A 23,241-nucleotide genomic window follows, 5' to 3' on the forward strand; every position below is an offset into this window, starting at 1 on the left:
CCTCATGAATGCGACCGTCACCCCGCCGCCGGTCAAGCGCCGGCGCAGGCCCCTCGGCCTCGCCGTCGCGCTTCCGCTCGCGATCCTCATCCTGCTGGTGCTGGTCCTCATGTGGTGGTGGGACAAGGAGCCGCCGCAGTTCGATCCGGTGACCGCCACCACGGCGCACATGAAGGACATCGACCGCCCGATGAGCACCGGCGCGGTCACCACGTACACCCTGATGCGCTCCGTCGACACCCTGCTCGACAAGCGCGGCGGCTACCTCAGCAACGACCGCCTGCCGCCCGGCGTGTTCATGGACAACATCCCCAACTGGGAATTCGGCTCCCTGATCGCCTCGCGCGACCTCGCGCGCGCCCTGCGTAACGACTTCAGCCGCTCGCAGACGCAGTCCACGGAAGACAAGGATCTGGGCGAGGCCGATCCGCTGCTCAACAGCCCGAACGATCGCTGGCTGCTGCCGAGCTCCGAATCGCAGTACGGCAAGGCCGTCGACGACCTCGGTAAATACCTCGGTCGCCTGTCGGACGCCGAAGACGGCAACGCGCACTTCTACGCGCGTGCGGACAACCTGGCGGATTACCTGCAGACGGTGTCGGCACGGCTGGGCTCGCTCTCGCAGCGACTCTCCGCCAGCGTCGGCCAGTTGCGCGTCGATGCCGCGCCGAACGCCGATGTCGGCGCGAATACCGGTCCCGCCAAGGCCGTCTTCGTGCAGACGCCCTGGAACAAGATCGACGACAACTTCTACGAAGCCCGCGGCTACACATGGACGCTGCTGGAGCAGCTGAAAGCCATCCGCCACGACTTCGCGCCGATCCTGCGTAGCAAGAACGCCGACGCGAGCCTGCAGCAGGTGATCCGCGAACTCGAGGAATCGCAGAAGTCGCTCGGCAGCCCGGTCGTCCTCAACGGCTCGCCCTTCGGTTTCTTCGCGAACCACTCGCTGGTGATGGCGAACTACATCTCGCGCGCGAACGCGGCGATCATCGACCTGCGCGGGTTGCTGGGCCGGGGCTGACGGCTCGGCCTGCGCCATCGCAGCCGGGCCAGCCGCCAAACCCAAGGCAAAAAAAACCCGCCGGCGGCGGGTTTTTTTTCGATCCTTACTTATCGGCCTTGTAGCGGTCCATGCCGGCAACGATTTCGGCCTTCGCCTCATCGGCACCGACCCAGCCGTCGACCTTGACCCACTTGCCCTTCTCGAGATCCTTGTAGTGCTCGAAGAAGTGGCCGATGCGCTCGAGCCAGTGGCCCGAGACCTGGGCGATGTCGCGGATCTGCGCGTACCCGGCGAACACCTTCTCGACCGGTACCACGACGAGCTTCTCGTCGGCGCCGGCTTCGTCGGTCATCTTCAGCATGCCGACCGGGTGGCAGCGGATCACCGAGCCCGGCACCAGCGAGAGGGGCAGGATCACGAGCGCGTCGAGCGGGTCGCCGTCGCCGCCCAGCGTGCCCGGCACGTAGCCGTAGTTGCACGGATAGCGCATCGGGGTCGACAGGATGCGGTCGACGAAGATCGCGCCGCTTTCCTTGTCCACTTCGTACTTGACCGGCTCGGCATCCTTCGGGATTTCGATGATGACGTTGATTTCGTCCGGCACGTTCTTGCCGGCGGGGACGAGATGCAGACCCATGGGATTCCTTGCGCTTTCGAGGGGTTAGGAGAGCCCCATAGGATACGGCCTGCGGGCCGGCCGGGCAAAACCCGGTCCGGCCGCAACCTGAAGATTACTTCAGGTGGTCCATCAGCCAGGTGTAGGCCAGCGCATTCATGAAGGCGGATTGCTTGTTGTCCGCCGCCGCGCCGTGGCCGCCCTCGATGTTCTCGTAGAAGCTGGCATCGAAGCCCATGGCCTGCATGCGCGCCGCCATCTTGCGCGCGTGCACCGGGCCCACGCGGTCGTCGCGGGTGGACGTGGTGAACAGCACCGGCGGGTACCGGGTGCCCTTGTGCAGGTTGTGGTACGGCGAGAACGTCTTGATGTACTTCCACTCTTCCGGGTTGTCCGGATTGCCGTACTCGGCCATCCACGACGCACCGGCCGACATGTGCGGGTAGCGCTTCATGTCGAGCAGGGCCACCTGGCTGACCACCGCGCCGTAGAGCTGCGGGTACATCGTCAGCATGTTGCCCGCGAGCAGGCCGCCGTTGCTGCCGCCCATCATGCCCATGTGCTTCGGGCTGGTGATCCTGCGGTCGATGAGGTCCTGCGACACCGCCGCGAAGTCCTCGTAGGCGCGGGGACGCTGCGCCTTCAGCGCCGCCTGATGCCAGCGCGGACCATACTCGCCGCCGCCGCGGATGTTCGCCACGACGTACACGCCGCCCTTCTCGAGCCACGCACGCCCGACGCCCGCCGAATAGGCCGGCTGCAGCGAAATCTCGAAACCGCCGTAGCCGTAGACCAGCGTCGGGTTGCTGCCGTCGGCCTTCAGCGTCTTCGGTGCGACTTCGAAGTAGGGCACCTTCGTGCCGTCCTTCGAGGTGGCGAAATGCTGGCTCACCGTGTACTTCGACGCGTCGAAGAACGCCGGGCTGTGCTTGAGCGCTTCGCGATCTCCCCGACCCAGCACGCCGTGATAAAGCGTGGTCGGCTGCAGGAAGCCCGACACGGTGAGGAAGTAGTCGTCGCCATCGTCGGCGTCCACGCCGCCGGCCGTCATCGTGCTGAGCGCCGGCGCGCCGCCGAGCGCCTCGGTCTTCCAGTCGCCCGTCGTCGACGGCGTGAGGATCCGCACGTCGCTGACGACGTCGCGCATCACGTTGAGGATCAGGTGGTGACGCGTCCACGAATGGCTGGACAGCGACGTGTGCTCGTCGGGCGTGAACAGCACGGTGAACTCGCGCTTGCCGGCCATGAAGTCGTCGAACTTCGTGGCGACGAGCGACCCCGACGGATACGTCTTGCCACCGACCGTCCACGCCGTGCGCGGCTCGACCAGCAGCCATTCGCGCTCGATGTCGGTTTCGGCGTCGTTCGGCACGTCGATCTTCGTCAGCTTGCCGTCCTTGCCGCGCACGAACGTCTCGCTGCTGTAGAACTCCAGCGCGCGCAGCACGAAGTCGCGCTCGAAGCCGGGCGTGCGATCGCGGAACGCCGAGATCGACATGTCGGACGTCTTGCCTTCGTAGACCGTGGTGGCGGAGGACAGCGGCGTGCCGCGCTTCCATTCCTTCACGATGCGCGGGTAGCTGGAATCGGTCATCGAGCCCGGGCCGAAATCCGTCGCGACGTAGAGGTGGTCCTCGTCGATCCAGGCCACCTGGCTCTTCGCTTCGGGCAGCGAAAAACCGTTCGGCACGAACGCCTTCGTCGACAGGTCGAACTCGCGCACGACGTCGGCATCGGCACCGCCACGCGACAGCGACACGAGGCACAGGCGGTTCGCCGGCTTCAGGCACTGCACGCCGTGCCATACCCAGTTTTCCTTCTCGCTCGCGGCAAGCGCGTCGAGATCGATCACGGTTTCCCACGCCGGCTTGTCCTTGCGGTACTCGGCCAGCGTGGTGCGGCGCCAGAGTCCCTTGGGATGCTGTTTGTCGCGCCAGAAGTTGTAGAAGTGATCGCCGATCTTCGACACCATCGGGATCTTCGCGTCGGAGTCCAGCACCTCGAGGATGCGGGCGTCGAGCGTGGCGAAGTCCTCGCCTTCGGCATACGCCGCGACCGTCTTCGCGTTCTGCGCCTTGACCCATGCGAGCGGCTTCGCGCCGTCGATGTCGTCGAGCCAGAGGTTCTCGTCGTCGCCGGTGGCCTGCGAGGCGGCCGGGGCGGAATGGGATGCGTCGTGTGCCTGGGTCATGCCACAGAAGGTAAGGGCGATGGCCAGCGCAATAAAGCGGTGGTGCATGAGGATTCGGTTTCCGGCGGAAGACACCCGACCATAACGCACCGCCGGCCGGATTCGCCCATGACTTCCGGACTAGGTGGGAGCCAGCCTGCGGCAAGCACCCATCGCCAGCAGGCTGGCTCCCACCGCTATCTCCCGATCGTCAAAGCAGCGGGATCAACAGCAACGCCACGATGTTGATGATCTTGATCAGCGGATTCACCGCCGGGCCCGCGGTGTCCTTATACGGATCGCCCACGGTATCGCCCGTGACGGCCGCCTTGTGTGCGTCGGAACCCTTGCCGCCGAAGTTGCCGTCTTCGATGTATTTCTTGGCGTTGTCCCAGGCGCCGCCACCGGTGGTCATCGAGATGGCCACGAACAGACCGGTGACGATGGTGCCGATCAGCACGCCGCCGAGCGCCTGCGCGCCGGCCTCCGGGCCACCCAGCCACTTGAAGCCGAAGATCACGACGACGGGCACCAGCACCGGCAGCAGCGACGGCACCAGCATCTCGCGGATCGCCGAGCGGGTGAGCAGGTCCACGGCGCGCGAGTAGTCGGGCTTCGTGGTGCCCTGCATGATCCCCGTGATCTCGCGGAACTGGCGGCGTACCTCTTCCACCACGGCGCCGGCGGCGCGACCGACGGCTTCCATCGCCATCGCCGCGAACAGGTACGGGATGAGGCCGCCGATCAGCAGGCCGATGATCACGTAATGGTTCGACAGGTCGAAACGCACTTCGGCGCCGCCGAAGTGAAGGCCAAGGTTGTGCGTGTAATCCGCGAACAGCACCAGCGCGGCGAGGCCGGCCGAGCCGATCGCGTAGCCCTTGGTCACGGCCTTGGTGGTGTTGCCCACGGCATCCAGCGGATCGGTGACGCCGCGCACTTCGGCCGGCAGTTCCGCCATCTCGGCGATGCCGCCGGCGTTGTCCGTGATCGGACCATACGCGTCGAGCGCCACGACCATGCCGGTCATGCTGAGCATCGCGGTGGCCGCGATGGCGATGCCATAGAGGCCGGCCAGCGCGAAGGCGCCCCAGATCGCCGCGCACACCGCCAGCACGGGTAGCGCGGTGGATTTCATCGACACACCCAGGCCCGCGATGATGTTCGTCGCATGGCCGGTGGTGGACGATTGCGCCACGTGCCGCACCGGCCGGTATTCGGTGGCCGTGTAGTACTCGGTGATGACGACCATCGCTCCGGTCAGCACCAGGCCGATCAGGGCGCACCCGAAAAGGCGACCCGGACCGAAGGCGGAATCCGCCATCAGCGACTGGGTGATCGGCCAGAACGCGATGGCGGCGAGCAGGGCGGAGACGAACACGCCCGCGTACAGCGCGTTCATGATCTTACCGCCACGCGTCTTCACGAAGAACGTGCCGATCACCGAAGCGACGATCGACGCACCACCCAGCACCAGCGGGTAGAGGATGCCGTTCGGGCCGACCTCCGTCGCCATCACGCCACCGAGCAGCATCGTGGCGATCAGCGTCACCGCGTAGGTCTCGAACAGGTCGGCCGCCATACCCGCGCAGTCGCCGACGTTGTCGCCCACGTTGTCCGCGATCACGGCCGGGTTGCGCGGATCGTCCTCCGGAATGCCGGCTTCCACCTTGCCCACCAGGTCGGCGCCCACGTCGGCGCCCTTGGTGAAGATGCCGCCGCCCAGCCGGGCGAAGATCGAGATCAGCGAAGAGCCGAACGCGAGGCCGACCAGTGCGTGCAGCACGTGCGCCTGCTCGTAGCCCATGTGGGTGAGCACGCCGTAGTAGCCCGCCACGCCCAGCAGTCCAAGGCCCACCACCAGCATGCCGGTGACGGCGCCGCCTCGGAACGCGACGGCGAGGGCAGAAGAAAGGCCGCTCCTGGCGGCCTCGGCGGTACGCACGTTGGCACGAACCGAAACGTTCATGCCGATGTAGCCGGCGGCGCCCGAAAGGATGGCTCCCAGTGCGAATCCGATCGCCGTGCCCCAGTCCAGGAACACGCCCAGAAGGAGGAAAAGGATGATGCCGACGACACCGATGGTGGCGTACTGACGGTTGAGGTAGGCGCGGGCTCCTTCCTGGATCGCGGCGGCGATCTCCTGCATCCGTTCGTTGCCCGGCGATCGCGCCAGGACCCAGCTGACCGAAAATGCGCCATACAGAATCGCAACGACCGCACATGCCAGCGCGATCCATAAACCGTACTGCTGCAGCATCGAAGCCTCCCCGGATTGTAGGAGCCCGAAAGGGGCCCGGTCCGAGTATAGGCAGGGATGTCGGCCGAACGTGTTGTGCGCTGCGCAACCGGGGCCGACGCGGGCCCCGGTTGCGTCATCCGTGGCGCGAACTTACTGCAGCGCGATGTCGGCGATGATGCCGGTCGCGATGGCCACGAGGAGGAACTCGCTCGCGTTGTCCTCGGCACGCACCCAGTGATAGCCGCGTGGCGGCTCGCGCAGGTGGCGCACGCGGTAGTCGTTGACGATGATCACGCGACCGTCGTAACGGTGGCCGCGTTCCCAGCGGGCGTGCGGCGGCGGGCCGCGATGGTCGTGGCGATCGTCATGCCAGTCGCGACGGTTGTCGTGCCAGTCGCGGCGGTCGTCGCGACGGTCGTCCCGGCGATCGTCGCGATGATCGTTGCGGTGATCGTCGTGGTCGTACCGCTGCGGCGGATCGAACGCGAAAGCCGGAGCGATGGCGCCGGTGGCGGCCACGCAGAACAGCAGGCGGGTAAGCATCTTCATCAGACGTCTCCTTAGCGCGTGGCGATATCGAGGATGACACCGGTCGCGATGGCGACCAGCAGGAAGTCGTTGTTCTCACGCACCCAGTGGTAACCGCGCGGCGGCGGGCGGAGACGGTAGCCGCTGTAGTCGTACACAACCACGTTGCGCCCGTAGTAACGGTGCCCACGCTCCCAGTGCCCGTAATAGCGCGGCGGCGGCGGACGGTGGTAGTACGCCGGGCCGTGGTAGTAACCGTGGCCGTAATAGGGGCGCGGCGGCGGCGGGGGCGGGCGATGCCCGTGCCAGCCGTTGTCGTGATGCCACCCGCGGCCGTCGTGCCCACGGTCGTAACCATGACGGTCGTGGTCGCGACCGTGGTCGCGATGATCGTCGGCGAAGGCCGTCGCTGCGGTGAGCAGCGCGGCGGCGGCGAAAGCGGTACGCAGCATCGTCTTCATAGGAATCTCCCGGCCCGATCGTCACACCGCGGGTCTCGCGGCCGATCGACGATTCGGATGCTAGGAAGGCGACGCTGAATGAGAAGTCCTACGGATGAAAGCTTCACGAAAGACGTTCATAGACGCGACAGCTATTGAACCGCCCGGTTCAGGAAATCGATCCCGGCCGGAACTCCAGCGTGAGCGCCGACGGGCGTCCGGGCAGGTCCAGCGCGGTGGCGCGTTCGGGCGACCGGGCCAGGATCCGGCCGGCGCGCACCACGAGCAGGCGCTGCGCCTTGAGCCGCAGGGCCTCGTAGGCGTCGCCGGCCTGCAGGAGCACCAGATCGGCGCGGTTGCCCGGCGCGATGCCATAGCCGTCGAGTCCGAGGACGCGCGCCGCGTTGACGGTGACGGCCTCGAAACACTGCGAGACGCCGCGCCCCGACGTCATCTGCGCGACGTGCAGCCCCATGTGGGCCACGTCGAGCATGTCGGCCGACCCCATGCCGTACCAGGGGTCCATCACGCAGTCGTGGCCGAACGCCACGTTGACGCCGGCGGCCAGCAGTTCCGGCACGCGCGTCATGCCGCGCCGTTTCGGATACGTGTCGTGGCGACCCTGCAGGGTGATGTTGATCAGCGGGTTGGCGATCGCGTGCACGCCCGCTTCGGCGATCAGCGGCAGAAGCTTGGAGACGTAGTAGTTGTCCATCGAATGCATCGAGGTGAGATGCGAGCCCGTCACGCGCCCCTGCAGGCCGGTGCGGATCGTCTCGGCGGCCAGCGTCTCGATGTGTCGCGACAGCGGATCGTCCGATTCGTCGCAGTGCATGTCGACGCGCAACCCGCGCTCCGCCGCCAGTTCGCACAGCCAGCGGATCGACGCCGCGCCGTCGGCCATCGTGCGCTCGAAATGCGGGATACCGCCGACCACCTCCACGCCCATGTCCAGCGCGCGGACCAGGTTGGCCTTCGCGGTCGGCGAACGCAGCAGTCCGTCCTGCGGGAAGGCGACGAGTTCCAGGTGCAGGTACGGTGCGACACGACGCTTCACCTCGAGCAGGGCCTCGGTCGCCAGCAGCCGGTCGTCGCATACGTCGACGTGGCTGCGGATCGCGAGCAGGCCCTGCGCCACGGCCATGTCGCAATAGGCCATCGCGCGGTCGACCAGCGCCTGCTGCGTCAGCACCGGCTTCAGCTCGCCCCAGAGCGAGATGCCCTCCAGCAGTGTGCCCGACGCGTTCAGGCGCGGAAGGCCCAGCGACAGTGTGGCATCCATATGGAAATGCGCATCGACGAACGGCGGCGCGACAAGCCGGCCCTTCGCATCGATCTCCTCCACGCCCTTCACCGGCAGCCCTGGCTCGATCGCCTCGAATCGCCCGCCGTCGATACCGATGTCGACATCGGTCCGTCCGTCGGGAAGGCTGGCGTGGCGGATGACGAGGTCCATGGGGGGGTGCTCCGGCAAGAAAGTCGCATGATAGTTGGTGGGAGCCAGCCTGCTGGCGAAGGGTGCTCGCGGCAAGCAGCCTTCGCCAGCGGGCTGACGCCCACCGGAGCGGGTCTTCACGCGGGCGGGAGCCCGTTTTGGCACCATAGCCAGACCCATGAATGTCACCGAAAAACTCGCCATTCTCGCCGACGCCGCGAAGTACGATGCGTCCTGCTCGTCCAGCGGCGGCAAGGGCCGCAACTCGCTGGGGACCGGCGGAATCGGCTCGACGGAAGGCATGGGCATCTGCCATGCGTACGCGCCGGATGGTCGTTGCATTTCGTTGCTGAAGATCCTGCTGACGAATTTCTGCGTGTACGACTGCGTGTACTGCGTCAACCGGCGCAGCAGCAACGTGCGTCGCGCGCGTTTCACCGTCGAGGAAGTGGTGGAGCTCACGCTCGCGTTCTACAAGCGGAACTACATCGAAGGCCTGTTCCTGTCCTCGGGCATCATCCAGTCGCCCGATTACACGATGGAACAGCTCGTCCGCGTCGCGCGCACGCTGCGTACGGAGCACCGCTTCGGCGGGTACATCCATCTGAAGACCATCCCCGATGCGTCGCCGGAACTGATCGATGCCGCGGGTCGCTGGGCCGACCGCCTCAGCATCAACGTCGAGATGCCGACCGAAGGCGGCCTGAAATCGCTGGCCCCCGAAAAGGATCTCGGCGACATCCGCAGCGCGATGGGTCGCCTGCGTCTGTCGATCGACGAAGCGAAGGCCGAGAAGAAGGCGCCGCGATTCGCGCCGGCAGGGCAGAGTACGCAGATGATCGTGGGCGCCGATGCCGCCAGCGACCGCGACGTGCTGACCGCCAGCACGAACCTCTACACGAACTACCGCCTGCGCCGCGTCTACTATTCGGCCTTCAGCCCGATTCCGGATGCGTCGAAGATCCTTCCGCTGAAGCCGCCGCCGCTGGTGCGCGAGCATCGTCTGTACCAGGCCGACTGGCTGATGCGGTTCTACGGCTTCGCCGCCGACGAGATCGCGCCGGCGGGCGACGACGGCATGCTGTCGCTGGATGTGGATCCCAAGCTCGCCTGGGCGCTGCGCCATCGCGAGCGCTTTCCCGTCGACGTGAACCGCGCCTCGCGCGAGATGCTGCTGCGCGTGCCGGGCCTCGGCGTGAAGACGGTGGACCGCATGATCGCGATGCGCTCGCACCGCCGCATCCGCTACGACGACCTCATCCGGCTGCGTGTGCCGGTGAAGAAGGTGGCGCCGTTCGTCGAGACGATCGACCACCGTCCGCGCGGCGACCGGGAAAGCATCGTGTTGCGCAAGGATCTGCGCGAGCCGGCCCAGCCCGACCTCTTCGGCTGATCATGTACGCCGTGACGCTGGACGATCCGTCCGATCTGGCGGAATGGCGCGCGAAGGCGCGCGCGTTGCTGATGGCCGACGTCGATCCCGCGCAGGTCACGTGGCAGGCCGGCGCGGCGGGTGGGCTGTTCGGTAGCGACGAAGGTCTGCCGGCCCCGGTGCGCACCGGCATGCCCGCGGTGCCGCGCGCGTTCCTCGGTCTGGCGGACACCGTACTGGCGCATACCGATCCGCGTCGCCACGCGACGCTCTACCGCATGCTCTGGCGCCTCGCGCATGGCGAGAAGGCGTTGCTGCGGATCGCCACCGACGACGATGTCGCCTGGGCGCATGGTTGCATCAAGCAGGTCAATCGCGACATGCACAAGATGAAGGCGTTCGTGCGCTTTCGCGAAGTGCGTCTCGACGACGACACGGTGTATGTCGCGTGGTTCGAGCCCGAGCACGACATCGTGCCGCGGGTGGCGCCGTTCTTCGTGCGCCGCTTCACCGGCATGCGCTGGTCGTTGCTCACGCCGTCGCGCACCGCGCACTGGGATGGCGATACGCTGTCGTTCGGACCGGGCGCGCACCGCGCGGACGCGCCCTCGGGCGACGCGCTGGAAGACATGTGGCGCACGTACTACGCCAGCATCTTCAATCCCGCGCGGCTGAAGGTGGACGCCATGCGTCGCGAGATGCCGGTGAAGTACTGGAAGAATCTGCCCGAGGCACGGCTCATTCCGGAGCTCGTGCGCGACGCGCTGCCGCGGATGCAGGCCATGGTGCTGAATCAGCCGACGATACCGAACAGGAAGATCGCGGCGCCGCAGAAGGCCGCGGTGGCGGTGCCCGAAGGCAGCATCGCGGCCCTGCGTGCGCAGGCGCGCGATTGCCGGGCCTGCGACCTCTGGAAACCGGCGACGCAGACGGTCTTCGGCGAGGGCCGCACGGATGCCCGCATCGTGGTCATCGGCGAACAGCCGGGCGATCAGGAGGATCTCGCGGGCAAGCCGTTCGTCGGCCCCGCGGGCAAGCTGTTCGATCGCGCGCTCGGCGACGCCGGCGTGGATCGCGACGCGCTCTACGTCACCAACACCGTCAAGCATTTCAAGTTCGAACCCCGCGGCAAGGTGCGCCTGCACAAGCGCGCCAACGCGCAGGAGCAGGCGGCATGCCGCCCGTGGCTGGTGGCCGAGCTCGACCGTGTGCGCCCAGATGCCATCGTCTGCCTCGGCGCCATGGCGGCGCAGGCGGTCTTCGGCACGTCGTTCCGCCTGATGGCCCAGCGCGGCGAATGGATCGACCTGCCGGACGGCCGCCGTGCGATGGCGACGGTGCACCCGTCGTACCTGCTCCGCCTGCCCGATGCCGATGCCCGCGAGGCCGGCTACGCGGACTTCGTCCGCGATCTCAGTCTGATGCGCGAGCTGCTGGTTTAGGTCGGCCCGGGTGGGAGCCAGCCTGCTGGCGATGGGGATTGCCGCGAGCACCCATCGCCAGCAGGCTGGCTCCCACCCGGGCGAAACGCCATCATCCCACCGCGAACTTCTTCAGCTTCTTCGGCACGCTCGCGTTCTTCAGCGTCACGTACACCGGCAATCCATCGGGACCGTACGGTGGCGGCGCTTCGCCCTGGATCAGCGGCGCGAGGTAGCGGCGCGCGGCCGCGGTGATCCCGAAGCCGTCCTTCGAGATGAAGTTCTTCGGCATCTTCTTCTCGTGGTTGGCGATCTTGTCCAGCGGCGCCGCCTCGATCTTCCACTTGTACGGCTCGTCGGACGTACGCACGATCACAGGCATCACCGCGTTGAGCCCCTCGGCGGCGTATTCCACCGCCTTCTTGCCCACGGCGTAGGCCTGGTCCAGGTCGGTCTTCGACGCGACGTGCCGTGCGGAGCGCTGCAGGTAGTCGGGCAGGGCCCAGTGGAACTTGTAACCGAGCTTTTCGCGCACGAGCGCGGCGAGCACCGGCGCCGCGCCACCGAGTTGCGCGTGGCCGAACGCGTCCTTGCCGCCGGATTCGGCGAGGAACTTGCCATCGGCGTCCTTGACCCCCTCCGATACCACCACCGTGCAGTAGCCCACCTTCTCGACGGTGGCCTTCACCTTCGCGAGGAACGTCTCCGGGTTGAAGACATTCTCGGGGAACAGGATCACATGCGGCGCATCGCCCGGCGCGGAACCGGCGAGGCCGGCGGCGGCGGCGATCCAGCCGGCGTGACGGCCCATCACCTCGATGATGAAGACCTTGGTCGACGTGTCCATCATGGACACCACGTCGAGGCTCGCCTCGCGCACGGCGATCGCCGTGTACTTCGCCACCGACCCGAAGCCGGGGCAGGTGTCGGTCACCACGAGGTCGTTGTCGATCGTCTTGGGCACGCCGATGCAGTTGATGTCGTAACCCAGCGCCTGGCCGATCTTCGACACCTTGTTCGCCGTGTCGGCGGAGTCGTTGCCGCCGTTGTAGAGGAAGGTGCGGATGTCGTGCGCCCTGAACACTTCGATCAGGCGCTCGTACTCGGCCCGGTTCTCCTCCAGCGATTTCAGCTTGTACCGGCAGGAGCCGAACGCGCCGCCCGGCGTGTGCTTCAGCGCCGCGATGTTCGCCTTCGCCTCCCTGGACGTGTCGATCAGCTCCTCGCGCAGCGCGCCGAGGATGCCGTTGCGCGCGGCGTACACCACGATGCCCTTGTCCCGGGCGGTCTCGATGACGCCCGCGGCGGTGGCGTTGATCACGGCGGAGACACCGCCCGACTGGGCGTAGAGGAGTTTGCCGGCGGCCATGCTTCGCATCCTTTGAGGTGGGTCGGGAGCGTCAGCGTAGCGCGGCATGCGTCGCGATGCCTTGAAAGGGTCGACGCCTATACCCGGCGGATGTCGTCCGTTTGACGCGGTGGCGCCACTGCCGTTACCTTGAGACCCATTTTCTCGTGCCCGACGGCGGGGTTTTTCCCGCAAGTCCGGCGAAACGGAGCATCAATGCGACTCGTGCTATTCGGCGCGCCCGGTTCGGGCAAGGGCACCCAGGCAGCCGTCCTCAAGCAGGATCTCGGCATCCCGCACATCTCCACGGGCGATCTCCTGCGCGCCGAGATCAAGGCGGAGACCGAGCTCGGCAAGAAGGCCAAGAGCATCATGGACGCCGGCCAGCTCCTCTCCGACGACATCATGCTGGGCATCATCGAGCATCGCCTCGGCGAGCCGGACGCCAAGCCGGGCTTCATCCTCGACGGCTACCCGCGCAACCTGGCGCAGGCCGACGCGCTGGACAAAGTGCTGGCCAAGATCGGGCAGCCGCTCGACGTGGTGATCAAGCTCGACGTGCCCAACGAGGCGATTCTCGGCCGCTGCGTCATCCGCTTCAAAGCGGAACACCGCCCGGACGACAACCCGGATACGGTGAAAAAGCGCCTCGACATCTACGCCGACCAGACCGCGCCCGTTGCCGAGTTCTACGCGAAGCGCGACAAGCTCCGGGTCGTCGACGGCGTCGGCGAACTCGACGAGGTCACGGCGCGCATCAAGGCCGTGCTCGAAAGCACCAAGGCCGCCAGCGCCTGATTCTCCCTCGGCTCGCCGTCTCCGGCGGGCCATAAGCCCGGTGTCGTAGCCATGCGCGTCCATATCCTCGGTATCTGCGGCACCTTCATGGGTGGCGTCGCCGCGCTCGCGCGCGAACTCGGCCTCCAGGTGGAAGGCTCCGACGACAACGTCTACCCGCCGATGAGCACCCAGCTGGAAGCGCTCGGCATCGATCTGATGCGGGGATATCGGGCGGAGCACCTGCGACCCGCGCCGGATCTGGTGGTGGTGGGCAATGCGATGACGCGCGGCAACCCGGCCGTGGAATGGATGCTCGACGAAGGCATGCGCTACATCTCCGGCCCGCAGTGGCTGGGCGAAACGCTGCTCGGCGGCCGCGAGGTGCTCGCGGTGGCGGGCACGCACGGCAAGACCACGACCACGAGCCTGCTCGCCCACCTGCTGGAGTCGGCCGGGCTGGCGCCGGGCTTCCTGATCGGCGGGGTGCCGGGCAATTTCGACGTGTCCGCCCGGCGTGGCACGGGGCGCCCGTTCGTCATCGAGGCCGACGAGTACGACTCGGCGTTTTTCGACAAGCGCTCCAAGTTCGTCCATTACCGGCCCCGCATCGCGATCCTGAACAACCTCGAATACGACCACGCCGACATCTTCCCCGACGTGGCCGCGATCCAGCGCCAGTTTCATCATCTGGTGCGCACCGTGCCGGGCAACGGGCGGCTGATCGTGAACGCGGAGGATCCGCGGCTGACCGAGGTGCTCGCGATGGGCGCCTGGACACCGGTCGAAACCTTCGGCATCGACCGCGGCGACTGGCGGGCGGAGCTCGTCCGCCCCGACGGCTCGCATTTCCGCGTGGTGCGCGACGGCGTAGCGCTCGGCGAGGTCCGCTGGGATTCGCTCGGCCGCCACAACGTCATGAACGCGCTGGCGGCCCTCGCCGCCGCGACCGCGGCCGGCGCCGACCCCGTCGCGCTGCTGCCCGCCTTCGCCAGCTTCGCCAGCGTGAAGCGCCGCATGGAAACCATCGGCGTGGCGCGCGGCGTCACCGTGTACGACGACTTCGCACACCATCCGACGGCCATCGCGACCACGCTCGCAGGCTTGCGGGCGCGGGTGGGCGAGGGGCGCATCCTCGTGGCGCTCGAGCCCCGCTCGAATTCGATGCGGCTTGGCGCCCATGCCGACGCGCTGGCCCCGTCGCTCGCCGACGCCGATGGCGTGGTGTTCCTGCACCGTCCCGAACTGCCATGGGACGCCGGCAAGGTCACCGGCGCGCTGGACGGACGCGGGAGCACGGAGGCTTCGGTCGACGCGCTGGTCGCCACGCTGGCCGCCCGGGCACGGGAAGGCGACCATGTCGTCTTCATGTCCAACGGCGGCTTCGAAGGTGCGCCGCGACGCTTCTTCGCGGCGCTCGGCGCAGGTTAGACTGGTGGGCATGGCCGCGACCAAGCCCGACCTCGACCTTCCGCTGTTTCCGCTGTCGAACGTCCTTTTCCCGGGCGGTCACCTGCAGCTGCGCATCTTCGAACCGCGTTACATCGACCTCGTGCGCGAATGCGCGCGAACGGGGCGATCGTTCGGCGTGTGCATGATCCTCGAAGGCCGCGAAGCCGGGCAGCCGGCGGTGCCCGCTGCGGTGGGCACGCTGGCCACCATCACCGATTTCCACACGCGTGAAGACGGCCTCCTCGGCATCGTCGCCGAGGGCGGGCTACGCTTCCGTGTCACCCGCACGCGCGTGCGTTCCGATGGCCAGGTGCGCGGCGACGTCGCGCTGTGGCGGGCGGAGGAAATGATGCCGCTGCCTGTGGAGTTCAGCCTGCTCGCCACGATCCTCGAACGCCTCGCCGACCAGATGATGCCGCCCTGGCGGCACGACGTGGCGGAGCGCCTCGACGACGCGAGCTGGGTCGGCTACCGGCTCTCCGAGCTGCTGCCGCTCGATCCGGACGAATGCCAGCACATGCTCGAACTCGACGATCCGCTGCAACGGCTGGCGGAACTCCGCGATATCCTGCCGCGCTTCCAGCGCGCCTGAGGACACCCATCATGACGACGCTGGCAGGCAAGACCCTGTTCATCACCGGTGCCTCGCGCGGCATCGGCCTCGCCATCGCCCTGCGCGCCGCGCGCGACGGTGCCAACGTCGTGATCGCCGCCAAGAGCAGCGTCGCCAATCCGAAACTCCCGGGCACCATCCATACCGCCGCCGCGGCCGTCGAAGCCGCCGGTGGCAAGGCGCTGGCGCTGAAGGTCGACATCCGCGAAGAGGCCGAGGTGCGCATGGCCGCCGCCACGGCGGCGGAGCGCTTCGGCGGCATCGACATCGTCGTGAACAACGCGAGCGCCATCTGGCTCGCGGGCGTGGAGAACACGCCGATGAAGCGCTTCGACCTGATGCACGAGGTGAACACGCGCGGCACGTTCCTCACCACGCAGGCCTGCCTGCCTTTCCTCAAGCAGGCCGACAATCCGCACGTGCTGATGCTGTCGCCGCCGCCCAGCATCGATCCGCGGTGGTACGCGCCCCACGTGGCCTACACGATCGCGAAGTTCGGCATGAGCCACTGCGTGCTCGGCATGGCGCCCGAATTCGGCCCCCTGGGCATCGCGGTGAACGCGCTGTGGCCGAAGACGGTCATTGCGACCGCCGCCGTGGCGATGCTCGGCGACAGCGTGCACGTCGACAACTGCCGCAAGCCCGAGATCGTGGCCGACGCCGCGCATGCCATCCTCACGAAACCGTCACGCGACGCGACGGGGCGTTTCTTCATCGACGAAGACGTGCTGCGCGACGAAGGCGTCACGGACTTCGAGCGCTACGCCGTGGCGCCGGGACAGCCGCTGCTTCCCGATTTGTTTCTATAGCTATCGCGACAGCTAAGAAATGCCTTGCGGAGGGCTAGCCCGTTTGGCGTATGGCCGCATCCGGTACGCGGGTATAACGTCGATCCACGGTCGTCCATGCCTCACGAGGTTGGCGACAAGTGGGGCTTGCCGGCCTGCAGGGGGTGCCGGCGGCGGGTCCGTCAAGCGTTCCCGCGAAGCCGGCAGCAGGCCACGAAAACGGGTGAGGAGCAGGCATGTCGCGCGGGGAATCGACGGGTCGTTGCGTCGTCTGGATTGGTAGACCGAGCGTTGAAGAACACTTCGGCTTGATCCGCGCCGGCTGGCGCACGCTGGTGGCCGATCCGGCGAGACACGAAGCCGAGCTGCCCGAATGCGGCGATGCCGCCATCGCGGTGGTGGACCTGCGTGCGAGTGCGCAGGCCGCCGTGCGCATCCTTACAGGGCTGCGCGAGGCACATCCCGGCATCGCCTGGATCGGGCTGACGGGATCGCGAACACCCTCGGGCGATCCGTGCGTGCGCCGCGCGCTGCCGCACGCGTTCGAGATCATCGAAGGCACGTCGTCCTTCGGGGCGCTGCGCCAGGCACTGATGCGCGTACCGGGCGACGTCGACGCCGTGCAAGAGGAAGACGCGCCGAGCCTGCTGACGGGCAACAGCCCCGCGATCCGCGCGCTGTCGCAGAACATCCGCAAGTTCGCGCCGGTGGAATTGCCGCTGCTCATCACGGGCGAGACCGGCACCGGCAAGGAAATGGCGGCGCGCGCGCTGCACCAGCTGTCGCCGCGACGCGCGAAACCGTTCGCCGCGATCAACTGCGGCGCGATCGCCGCCAACCTCGTGCAGTCGGAACTGTTCGGCCATGAGCGCGGCTCGTTCACCGGTGCCACGGCACGACGCATCGGTCACTTCGAATCCGCGGACGGCGGCACCGTGTTCCTCGACGAGATCGGCGACCTGCCGCTCGACGCGCAGACCAACCTGCTGCGCGTCCTGCAGGAAGGCACCATCGAACGCATCGGCAGCTGCCAGTCCATCCACGTGGACGTGCGCGTGCTGGCGGCGACGCATGTGGACCTCGAAAAGGCCGTGGCGCAGGGCCGTTTCCGCGAAGACCTGTTCTACCGGCTCAACGTGCTGCGGCTTCGCATGCCACCGCTGCGCGAACGCACGGGCGACATCGAACTGCTGGCGCAGCATTTCCTCGACGCGTTCCGCGAAAGCTACGGCACGCGTGCGCGCGCCTTCAGCAGCAGCGCGCGCAAGGCGCTCAACGCCTTCGCATGGCCCGGCAACGTGCGCGAACTGATGAACCGCGTGCAGCGCGCCGCGGTGATCGCGGACGACGCGCTGATCACGCCGGACGACCTCGAACTGAGCATGGAGACGCCCTGCGGCGATCGCGACAGCCTCGGCAGCGCGCGGACGTCGGCGGAGCGGGAGGCGATCGTGGACTGCCTCCGCGCGAGCGCGTTCAACATCAGCGAATGCGCCAGGCGCCTTCGCGTGTCGCGCGTCACCGTGTACCGGCTCTGCAAGAAGCATCAACTGGCCCTCGATCAGCTCCGCTGAACGCACCGTTGGAAAAAGAAAACTCCCGGTCCTCTGGGGGACCGGGAGTTCCCATTCGTCGCCCGGCTTGGCAGGGTCGTCGGACGAACGAACCGAAGCGGCTGTGACGCCAGCCTTCCGGGGAAAGGGGAGCAAGCGCCATGCCACGCGGCAGGTCCGTTGATTCGCAAGGACTTTCGGATCGGCGGAGGCCGACGGTCCGTACCGCGGCGGTAGCGGCGTGTTACAGAACGTTGCAGAGGCGCTACATGCGTTGTCCCGGCCGCCCGCGCCTTATACGATGACCCCCCGCGAGGGCGCCGAGGCGCCGCGCGTTTCGGATCGATGTCGGACCGCAGAGCGTACCGTGCGATTCCATCCGTTCCCGTAAGGGTGCCGGCGCTGCGGCCGGCACCAGGAGTCGCTCCAATGTCGTCGCATCCCGTCGATCCTTCCGACCTCACCGGCTTGGGCAAGCGCTACTGGCTGCCCGTCTACCGACCGCGCGACGTCGTGCTCGATCACGGCAAGGGAGCGCGCGTGTGGGACACCGAGGGCCGCGACTATCTCGACCTCGGGGCCGGCATCGCCGTGAACTCGCTCGGGCATCAGGACCCGGACCTCGTCGCCGCGCTGGTCGCCCAGGCACACAAGCTCTGGCACGCCAGCAACGTCTTCTACACCGAGCCGCCGCTGCACCTGGCGCAGGAGCTGGTGGAGCACGCGCCGTTCGCCGAGCGCGTCTTCCTGTGCAACTCCGGCACGGAAGCGAACGAGGCCGCGATCAAACTGGTGCGCAAGTGGGCGGCCTCGCAGGGGCGCCCGCCGGAAGAGCGCGTGATCGTCACCTTCCGCGGCTCGTTCCACGGCCGCACGCTGGCCTCCGTCACCGCGACGGCGCAGCCGAAATATCAGGAAGGCTACGAGCCGCTGCCGGGCGGTTTCCGCTACGTGGACTTCAACGACGTGCCCGCGCTCGAGGCCGCCTTCGCACAGGGCGGCGTCGCCGCGGTCATGCTCGAACCCGTGCAGGGCGAGGGCGGCGTGATGCCGGCGGAGCCCGGGTTCCTGAAGAAAGTGCGCGAGCTGTGCGACACGCACGGCGCTCTGATGGTGCTGGACGAGATCCAGTGCGGCATGGGTCGTACCGGCACGCTGTTCGCCCATGCGCACGACCACGTCACGCCCGACATCGTCACGCTGGCGAAGGCGCTCGGCGCCGGTTTCCCGATCGGTGCGATGCTCGCCGGGCCGAAAGTCGCCGAGGTGATGCAGTTCGGCGCCCACGGCACCACCTTCGGCGGCAACCCGATGGCGGCCGCCGTCGCGCTCGTGGCACTGCGCAAGATCGCCTCGCCCGCCGTGCTGCTAAACGTGGAGCGTCAGGCCAACGACATCCGCGCCGGGCTGGCGCGGATCAACCACGAGTTCCACCTGTTCTCGGAAGTGCGCGGCCGCGGCCTGATGATCGGCGCGGTGCTCGATACGGCCTACAAGGGCCGCGCGGGCGACATCCTCGACATCGCCGCGGCGCATGGCCTGCTGATCCTGCAGGCCGGCCCTGACGTCCTGCGCATCGTGCCGCCACTGACGATCACCGACGAGGAAACCGCGGAAGGCATGCAGCGCCTCCACGACACGCTCGCGGAGTTCGTCCGGGAAGCGAAGGTGGCCTGACGGCTCGGCTGCGCCCTCGCGCTCGCCCTGCGTCGAGGCAGGGGAGGCGGGGCGCGTCGTCTCCCTCGCTAAGTCCTCGTCCGGCCTTCGCCTCCCTGCGGAATCGCTCGGCAGACGACGCACCCCGACTCCCCAACGATTCTCGAGGCAACCTGTCAGAGCGCGTGTGGGAGCCGATCGTATCGGCGATCCCGCGACAGCGGGCAACCTCGCGATGCAGCGGGCCACCCCTCACCGTCATCCCGGTGAACACCGGGATCCACCGCGATGCGATCGGTTTTTGCGCAACGTCACATCGGCTCCTGGCGGCACACCGTGGCGCCTATCGATGCGGCGCCCGCGCCCATCCCCGAAGACCGGCGCGGCCGTGGGGCCCGGCGTGCGCCGTCACAACGAAGCAAACACCTCACGCGCCGCCGCGATCGTCGCCGCGATCTCATCGTCGCCATGCGCGCTCGACACGAAGCCGGCCTCGAACGCCGACGGTGCGAGATACACCCCACGCTCCAGCATCCCGTGGAAGAACGCGTTGAAGCGAGTCACGTCGGCCGCGGTGGCCTGCGCATACGTCTCGACCGTTTCGTTCGTGAAGAACAGCCCGAACATCGCACCGACCCGCGTCACGCTGAACGGGATGCCCGCCTCCTGCGCCGCGGCGAGCAGGCCGTCGGTGAGGCGGACGGTGCGCGCTGCGAGATCGTCGTGGAAACCCGGCGCCTGGATGAGCCGCAGCATCGCGAGGCCCGCGGCCATCGCCACCGGATTGCCCGACAACGTGCCGGCCTGATAGATCGGGCCCGAGGGCGCGACCTGCTCCATGAGATCGCGACGACCGCCATAGGCGCCCACCGGCATGCCGCCGCCGATGATCTTGCCGAAGCAGGTCAGATCGGGCGTGATGCCGTAATGCGCCTGCGCGCCGCCGAGGGCGACGCGGAAACCGGTCATCACCTCGTCGAAGATCAACAGCACGCCGTGCTTCGTGCACAGCTCGCGCAGCGCCTGGAGGTAACCGTCGCGGGGCGGAATGCAGTTCATGTTGCCCGCGACGGGTTCGATGATCAGGCCCGCGATGTCGTCGCCATGCTCGGCGAAGAGCGCGGACGCCGCGTCGATGTCGTTGTACGGCAGGGTCAGCGTGAGATCCGCGGCGGCTTTCGGCACGCCCGGCGACGTGGGTACGCCGAACGTGAGGGCGCCCGACCCCGCTTTCACGAGGAAGCTGTCGCCGTGGCCGTGGTAGCAGCCTTCGAACTTCACGATCTTGCTGCGACCCGTGGCGCCACGCGCGAGACGGATCGCCGACATGGTGGCCTCCGTCCCCGAGTTCACCATGCGCACCATCTCCACCGACGGCACCAGCGACACGATGGTTTCGGCCATCGTCACTTCGGCCGGGCAAGGCGTGCCGAACGAGAGGCCGTCGCGAATCGCGAGTTCCACGGCTTCCCGCACGGCGGGATGGTTGTGGCCCACGATCATCGGACCCCAGGAGCCCACGTAGTCGATGTAACGCTTGCCTTCCACGTCGAAGAGGAAGGGGCCATCGGCGCGCGCGGTGAAGAACGGTTCGCCGCCGACGGAGCGGAACGCGCGGACGGGCGAGTTCACGCCGCCGGGCAGCAGCTTGCGGGCGCGTTCGAAGAGTTCGTGGTTCGTGGTCATCAAGAGGTTCCGGAACGGGAGTCGAAAAGATCGGCGAGGCGGCGGGTGGCCGACTGGATGTCGGGTGCCGCGAAGACGCCGGAGACGACGGCGAGGAAATCCGCGCCCGCGTCGATCAGCACCCCACCATTGTCGGACGTGATGCCGCCGATCGCCACGACGGGAAGGCCCAGGGCCTTCGCCTGCGTCAACACGTCCGGCGAGATGACGGTCGCATTCGGCTTCGTCCGTGACGGATGCATGGCGCCGAAACCGATGTAGTCCGCGCCTTCGGCGGCCAGGGCGCGCGCGCGTTCGACGTCTCCGTAGCAGGACACGCCGATGATCGCCTCCTCCCCGAGCCGTTCCCGCGCCACCGTGACGGACACGTCGTGCTGCCCCAGGTGCACGCCCGCGCCCGTCTCGCGGGCCAGTGCCACGTCGTTGTCGATGATCAGTGGCACGTCGTAGCGGGCGCAGATGCTCGACAGCTCGGTGGCTTCGCTGAGGCGCCGGGCGGCGTCGCCGGTCTTGTCGCGGTACTGCAGCAGGCGGGCGCCGCCCGCCAGGGCGGCCTCCACGGCGGCGAAAAGGTCGTCGCGCGGGCCGTCGGTAATGGCATAGACGCCGCCGCGCAGACGGGCGGACCGGAGGAGGGTGGTCATGGGCATCCTTTGAATCGTGACGGGGCCGCGCTACCGCCGCAGGCCCGGGGGTGACAGAATGAGGGACTTTTCCGCTCCACGACAGTACATAAAGCTATGGCCGACACCGAAACCACGACCGCGACGCGCAAATGGATGTGCGTCGTCTGCGGATTCATCTACGACGAAGCCCTGGGCCTGCCCGAGGAAGACATCGCTCCGGGCACCCGCTGGGAAGACATCCCCGACACGTGGACCTGCCCGGACTGCGGCGTCACCAAGGACGATTTCGAGATGGTCGAAATCGACTGACGGCGGGTGCGCCCCTCGCGGCGCACCGCTTCGCGAAGGGGGCCGACATCGTTCCGCCCCATTTCGCCACCGATAACGCAGGAAAACCTGCTTCCATGATCCCGTGGCCACGCAATGTGCGCCGACGACGCGGAGGAAGCGGCGATGCAGCGATTCATTCCTTTCGACGACCAGTGGGACGAGCTTGCCCGGCTCGACCCGGCGCTGCTCGTCCCCTATCACGTGGATGTGCCGTGTGAGCGCGGTCTGGCAGGGGATCAGCGAGCCGTGCCGGTCTCGCCCTCGATCGAGAGCTCGTCGCCGAGCCGAAGCCCGATGCGTCCCGAGGTGCCGGCGGCCACTTCGAGAACATAGGTGGCCTCCTTGTCGCCGCTGGGATAGATGCCGCAGGGATCCGCCTTGCAGGGCTGGGCGTTGAGTTGCATGGCCACCAGCTTCCGATCCTTGCCGAAGTAGAGGATGTCGAGCGGGATGAGCGTGTTCTTCATCCAGAACGCGCGCGGTTGGCTGTCCGGAAAGATGAAGAGCATGCTGTGATCGGCCGCGAGTGCGGTCCGGTCCATCAATCCGTGCTCGCGCTGGGCGTCGCTGACGGCCAGTTCGGTGGTGAAACGATGGCCGTGCAGCATGACCGAAGGCGCGGTCGCGCCGGACGCACCGAGCGGGGCAAGAAAGAGGGCCGCGAGCATCGCTCTCATATGCATCGAAAGACACCTTATTAGTGTGAGGAGAAGCGCGCAGTCTACCGCGCGACTTTTTTTCAAAAAGATGTCGAAAACCCCTTCACAGAGCTGCGGCACGGCCCTATACTTTCCTTCTGGTCGCGACGAAAGTCACCCACGCGACAGTTCCTCGGCTCCACCAACCACCTCGAAAAAAAGCTTCACGAGGGTGTTGACGGAAACGAAAAACGATATAGAATGGGCGGCTCACCTCGGGACGAAATGTTCAGAGGGCATCAACGAAAGATGATGCAAGTGATTGATCTTTGACAGTGTGCGCAGGTGAATTGTGTGGACGCCTTGCGGTGGATTGACGATGTCAACCAAATGCAAGTGTCCCACTAGAAAGAAGTCAGCAATGAGTTTTTTCTTGTTGGGGTTAAGCACTTCAGAAAGATAGATCATCCTTTGGATGGTCGAAAACTTAAGTGAAGAGTTTGATCCTGGCTCAGATTGAACGCTGGCGGCATGCTTAACACAT

20 protein-coding genes and 1 pseudogene are annotated in these 23,241 nt (G+C 67.3%); 10 read left to right on the forward strand and 11 right to left on the reverse strand.

Annotated elements, in window-relative coordinates; translation table 11 throughout:
• Positions 1 to 4: 4 nt before the first annotated feature.
• A complete protein-coding gene (locus BMX32_RS17345) occupies positions 5 to 1,024 on the forward strand; it encodes a DUF2333 family protein (protein ID WP_089981190.1) in 1,020 nt (339 codons plus the stop codon).
• 85 nt (positions 1,025 to 1,109) lie between these two features.
• On the opposite strand, the gene ppa is transcribed toward BMX32_RS17345, so the two are convergent.
• From ppa to BMX32_RS17375, 6 genes are all read right to left on the reverse strand, one after another.
• Entirely contained in the window at positions 1,110 to 1,643 is a 534-nt protein-coding gene (ppa, locus tag BMX32_RS17350) for an inorganic diphosphatase (RefSeq protein WP_089981192.1), read from the reverse strand.
• Positions 1,644 to 1,737: 94 nt separating this feature from the next.
• The gene (locus BMX32_RS17355; RefSeq protein ID WP_089981195.1) at positions 1,738 to 3,861 is read right to left on the reverse strand and encodes a prolyl oligopeptidase family serine peptidase; all 2,124 of its coding nucleotides are present in this window, start codon (positions 3,859 to 3,861) and stop codon (positions 1,738 to 1,740) included.
• A gap of 142 nt (positions 3,862 to 4,003) precedes the next feature.
• Entirely contained in the window at positions 4,004 to 6,052 is a 2,049-nt protein-coding gene (locus BMX32_RS17360; RefSeq protein WP_089981197.1) for a sodium-translocating pyrophosphatase, read from the reverse strand.
• A 132-nt stretch (positions 6,053 to 6,184) separates the two neighbouring features.
• Positions 6,185 to 6,583, reverse strand: a complete 399-nt coding sequence (locus BMX32_RS17365) for an RcnB family protein (RefSeq protein ID WP_089981200.1) — start codon at positions 6,581 to 6,583, stop codon at positions 6,185 to 6,187.
• 11 nt (positions 6,584 to 6,594) lie between these two features.
• Positions 6,595 to 7,023, reverse strand: coding sequence for an RcnB family protein (locus BMX32_RS17370; RefSeq protein ID WP_089981203.1), 429 nt, complete (start codon positions 7,021 to 7,023; stop codon positions 6,595 to 6,597).
• 148 nt (positions 7,024 to 7,171) lie between these two features.
• Positions 7,172 to 8,458, reverse strand: a complete 1,287-nt coding sequence (locus BMX32_RS17375; protein WP_089981206.1) for an amidohydrolase family protein — start codon at positions 8,456 to 8,458, stop codon at positions 7,172 to 7,174.
• A gap of 157 nt (positions 8,459 to 8,615) precedes the next feature.
• On the opposite strand from BMX32_RS17375, the pseudogene BMX32_RS17380 reads away from it, so the two are divergent.
• Positions 8,616 to 9,761: pseudogene (locus tag BMX32_RS17380) on the forward strand (putative DNA modification/repair radical SAM protein); the annotation flags it as partial.
• Positions 9,762 to 9,832: 71 nt separating this feature from the next.
• Complete coding sequence (locus BMX32_RS17385) at positions 9,833 to 11,251, forward strand: UdgX family uracil-DNA binding protein (RefSeq protein ID WP_089981211.1); 1,419 nt, start codon at positions 9,833 to 9,835, stop codon at positions 11,249 to 11,251.
• Positions 11,252 to 11,342: 91 nt separating this feature from the next.
• On the opposite strand, the gene BMX32_RS17390 is transcribed toward BMX32_RS17385, so the two are convergent.
• Complete coding sequence (locus BMX32_RS17390) at positions 11,343 to 12,599, reverse strand: 6-phosphofructokinase (RefSeq protein WP_089981214.1); 1,257 nt, start codon at positions 12,597 to 12,599, stop codon at positions 11,343 to 11,345.
• Between the two features lie 195 nt (positions 12,600 to 12,794).
• Here BMX32_RS17390 and BMX32_RS17395 point away from each other — a divergent pair, with 195 nt between their 5' ends.
• The 6 genes from BMX32_RS17395 (at position 12,795) to BMX32_RS17420 (ending at position 19,438) form a co-directional block, all read left to right on the forward strand.
• Positions 12,795 to 13,376 carry an adenylate kinase gene (locus tag BMX32_RS17395; protein WP_089981216.1) on the forward strand — a complete coding sequence of 194 codons (582 nt, stop codon included), beginning with the start codon at positions 12,795 to 12,797 and terminating at the stop codon, positions 13,374 to 13,376.
• A 51-nt stretch (positions 13,377 to 13,427) separates the two neighbouring features.
• Positions 13,428 to 14,786: a UDP-N-acetylmuramate:L-alanyl-gamma-D-glutamyl-meso-diaminopimelate ligase gene (mpl, locus tag BMX32_RS17400; RefSeq protein ID WP_089981218.1), complete on the forward strand. Its 1,359-nt coding sequence runs from the start codon at positions 13,428 to 13,430 to the stop codon at positions 14,784 to 14,786.
• A 10-nt stretch (positions 14,787 to 14,796) separates the two neighbouring features.
• Positions 14,797 to 15,399: an LON peptidase substrate-binding domain-containing protein gene (locus BMX32_RS17405; RefSeq protein ID WP_089981261.1), complete on the forward strand. Its 603-nt coding sequence runs from the start codon at positions 14,797 to 14,799 to the stop codon at positions 15,397 to 15,399.
• Positions 15,400 to 15,410: 11 nt separating this feature from the next.
• Positions 15,411 to 16,229 (forward strand): SDR family oxidoreductase, encoded by an 819-nt coding sequence (locus BMX32_RS17410; protein ID WP_089981221.1) that lies wholly within the window; start codon positions 15,411 to 15,413, stop codon positions 16,227 to 16,229.
• A gap of 287 nt (positions 16,230 to 16,516) precedes the next feature.
• The gene (locus BMX32_RS17415) at positions 16,517 to 17,782 is read left to right on the forward strand and encodes a sigma-54 interaction domain-containing protein (RefSeq protein ID WP_244511597.1); all 1,266 of its coding nucleotides are present in this window, start codon (positions 16,517 to 16,519) and stop codon (positions 17,780 to 17,782) included.
• 408 nt (positions 17,783 to 18,190) lie between these two features.
• Complete coding sequence (locus tag BMX32_RS17420) at positions 18,191 to 19,438, forward strand: acetylornithine transaminase (RefSeq protein WP_089981226.1); 1,248 nt, start codon at positions 18,191 to 18,193, stop codon at positions 19,436 to 19,438.
• A gap of 387 nt (positions 19,439 to 19,825) precedes the next feature.
• On the opposite strand, the gene hemL is transcribed toward BMX32_RS17420, so the two are convergent.
• A complete protein-coding gene (hemL, locus tag BMX32_RS17425) occupies positions 19,826 to 21,103 on the reverse strand; it encodes a glutamate-1-semialdehyde 2,1-aminomutase (RefSeq protein WP_089981228.1) in 1,278 nt (425 codons plus the stop codon).
• Positions 21,103 to 21,747, reverse strand: a complete 645-nt coding sequence (gene thiE / locus BMX32_RS17430; protein ID WP_089981231.1) for a thiamine phosphate synthase — start codon at positions 21,745 to 21,747, stop codon at positions 21,103 to 21,105. Before thiE ends, hemL begins: the two co-directional genes overlap by 1 nt.
• A gap of 96 nt (positions 21,748 to 21,843) precedes the next feature.
• Between thiE and BMX32_RS17435 the strand changes: the two genes are divergently transcribed.
• Complete coding sequence (locus BMX32_RS17435; RefSeq protein ID WP_089981234.1) at positions 21,844 to 22,038, forward strand: rubredoxin; 195 nt, start codon at positions 21,844 to 21,846, stop codon at positions 22,036 to 22,038.
• A gap of 257 nt (positions 22,039 to 22,295) precedes the next feature.
• On the opposite strand, the gene BMX32_RS17440 is transcribed toward BMX32_RS17435, so the two are convergent.
• Positions 22,296 to 22,742, reverse strand: a complete 447-nt coding sequence (locus BMX32_RS17440) for a DUF192 domain-containing protein (RefSeq protein ID WP_089981237.1) — start codon at positions 22,740 to 22,742, stop codon at positions 22,296 to 22,298.
• A gap of 225 nt (positions 22,743 to 22,967) precedes the next feature.
• Positions 22,968 to 23,241 (reverse strand): hypothetical protein (locus tag BMX32_RS18815; protein WP_211664251.1); only part of this gene is annotated, 274 nt, incomplete at its 5' end.

It is taken from the genome of Luteibacter sp. UNCMF331Sha3.1 (genome assembly GCF_900109915.1).
GTDB lineage: Bacteria > Pseudomonadota > Gammaproteobacteria > Xanthomonadales > Rhodanobacteraceae > Luteibacter.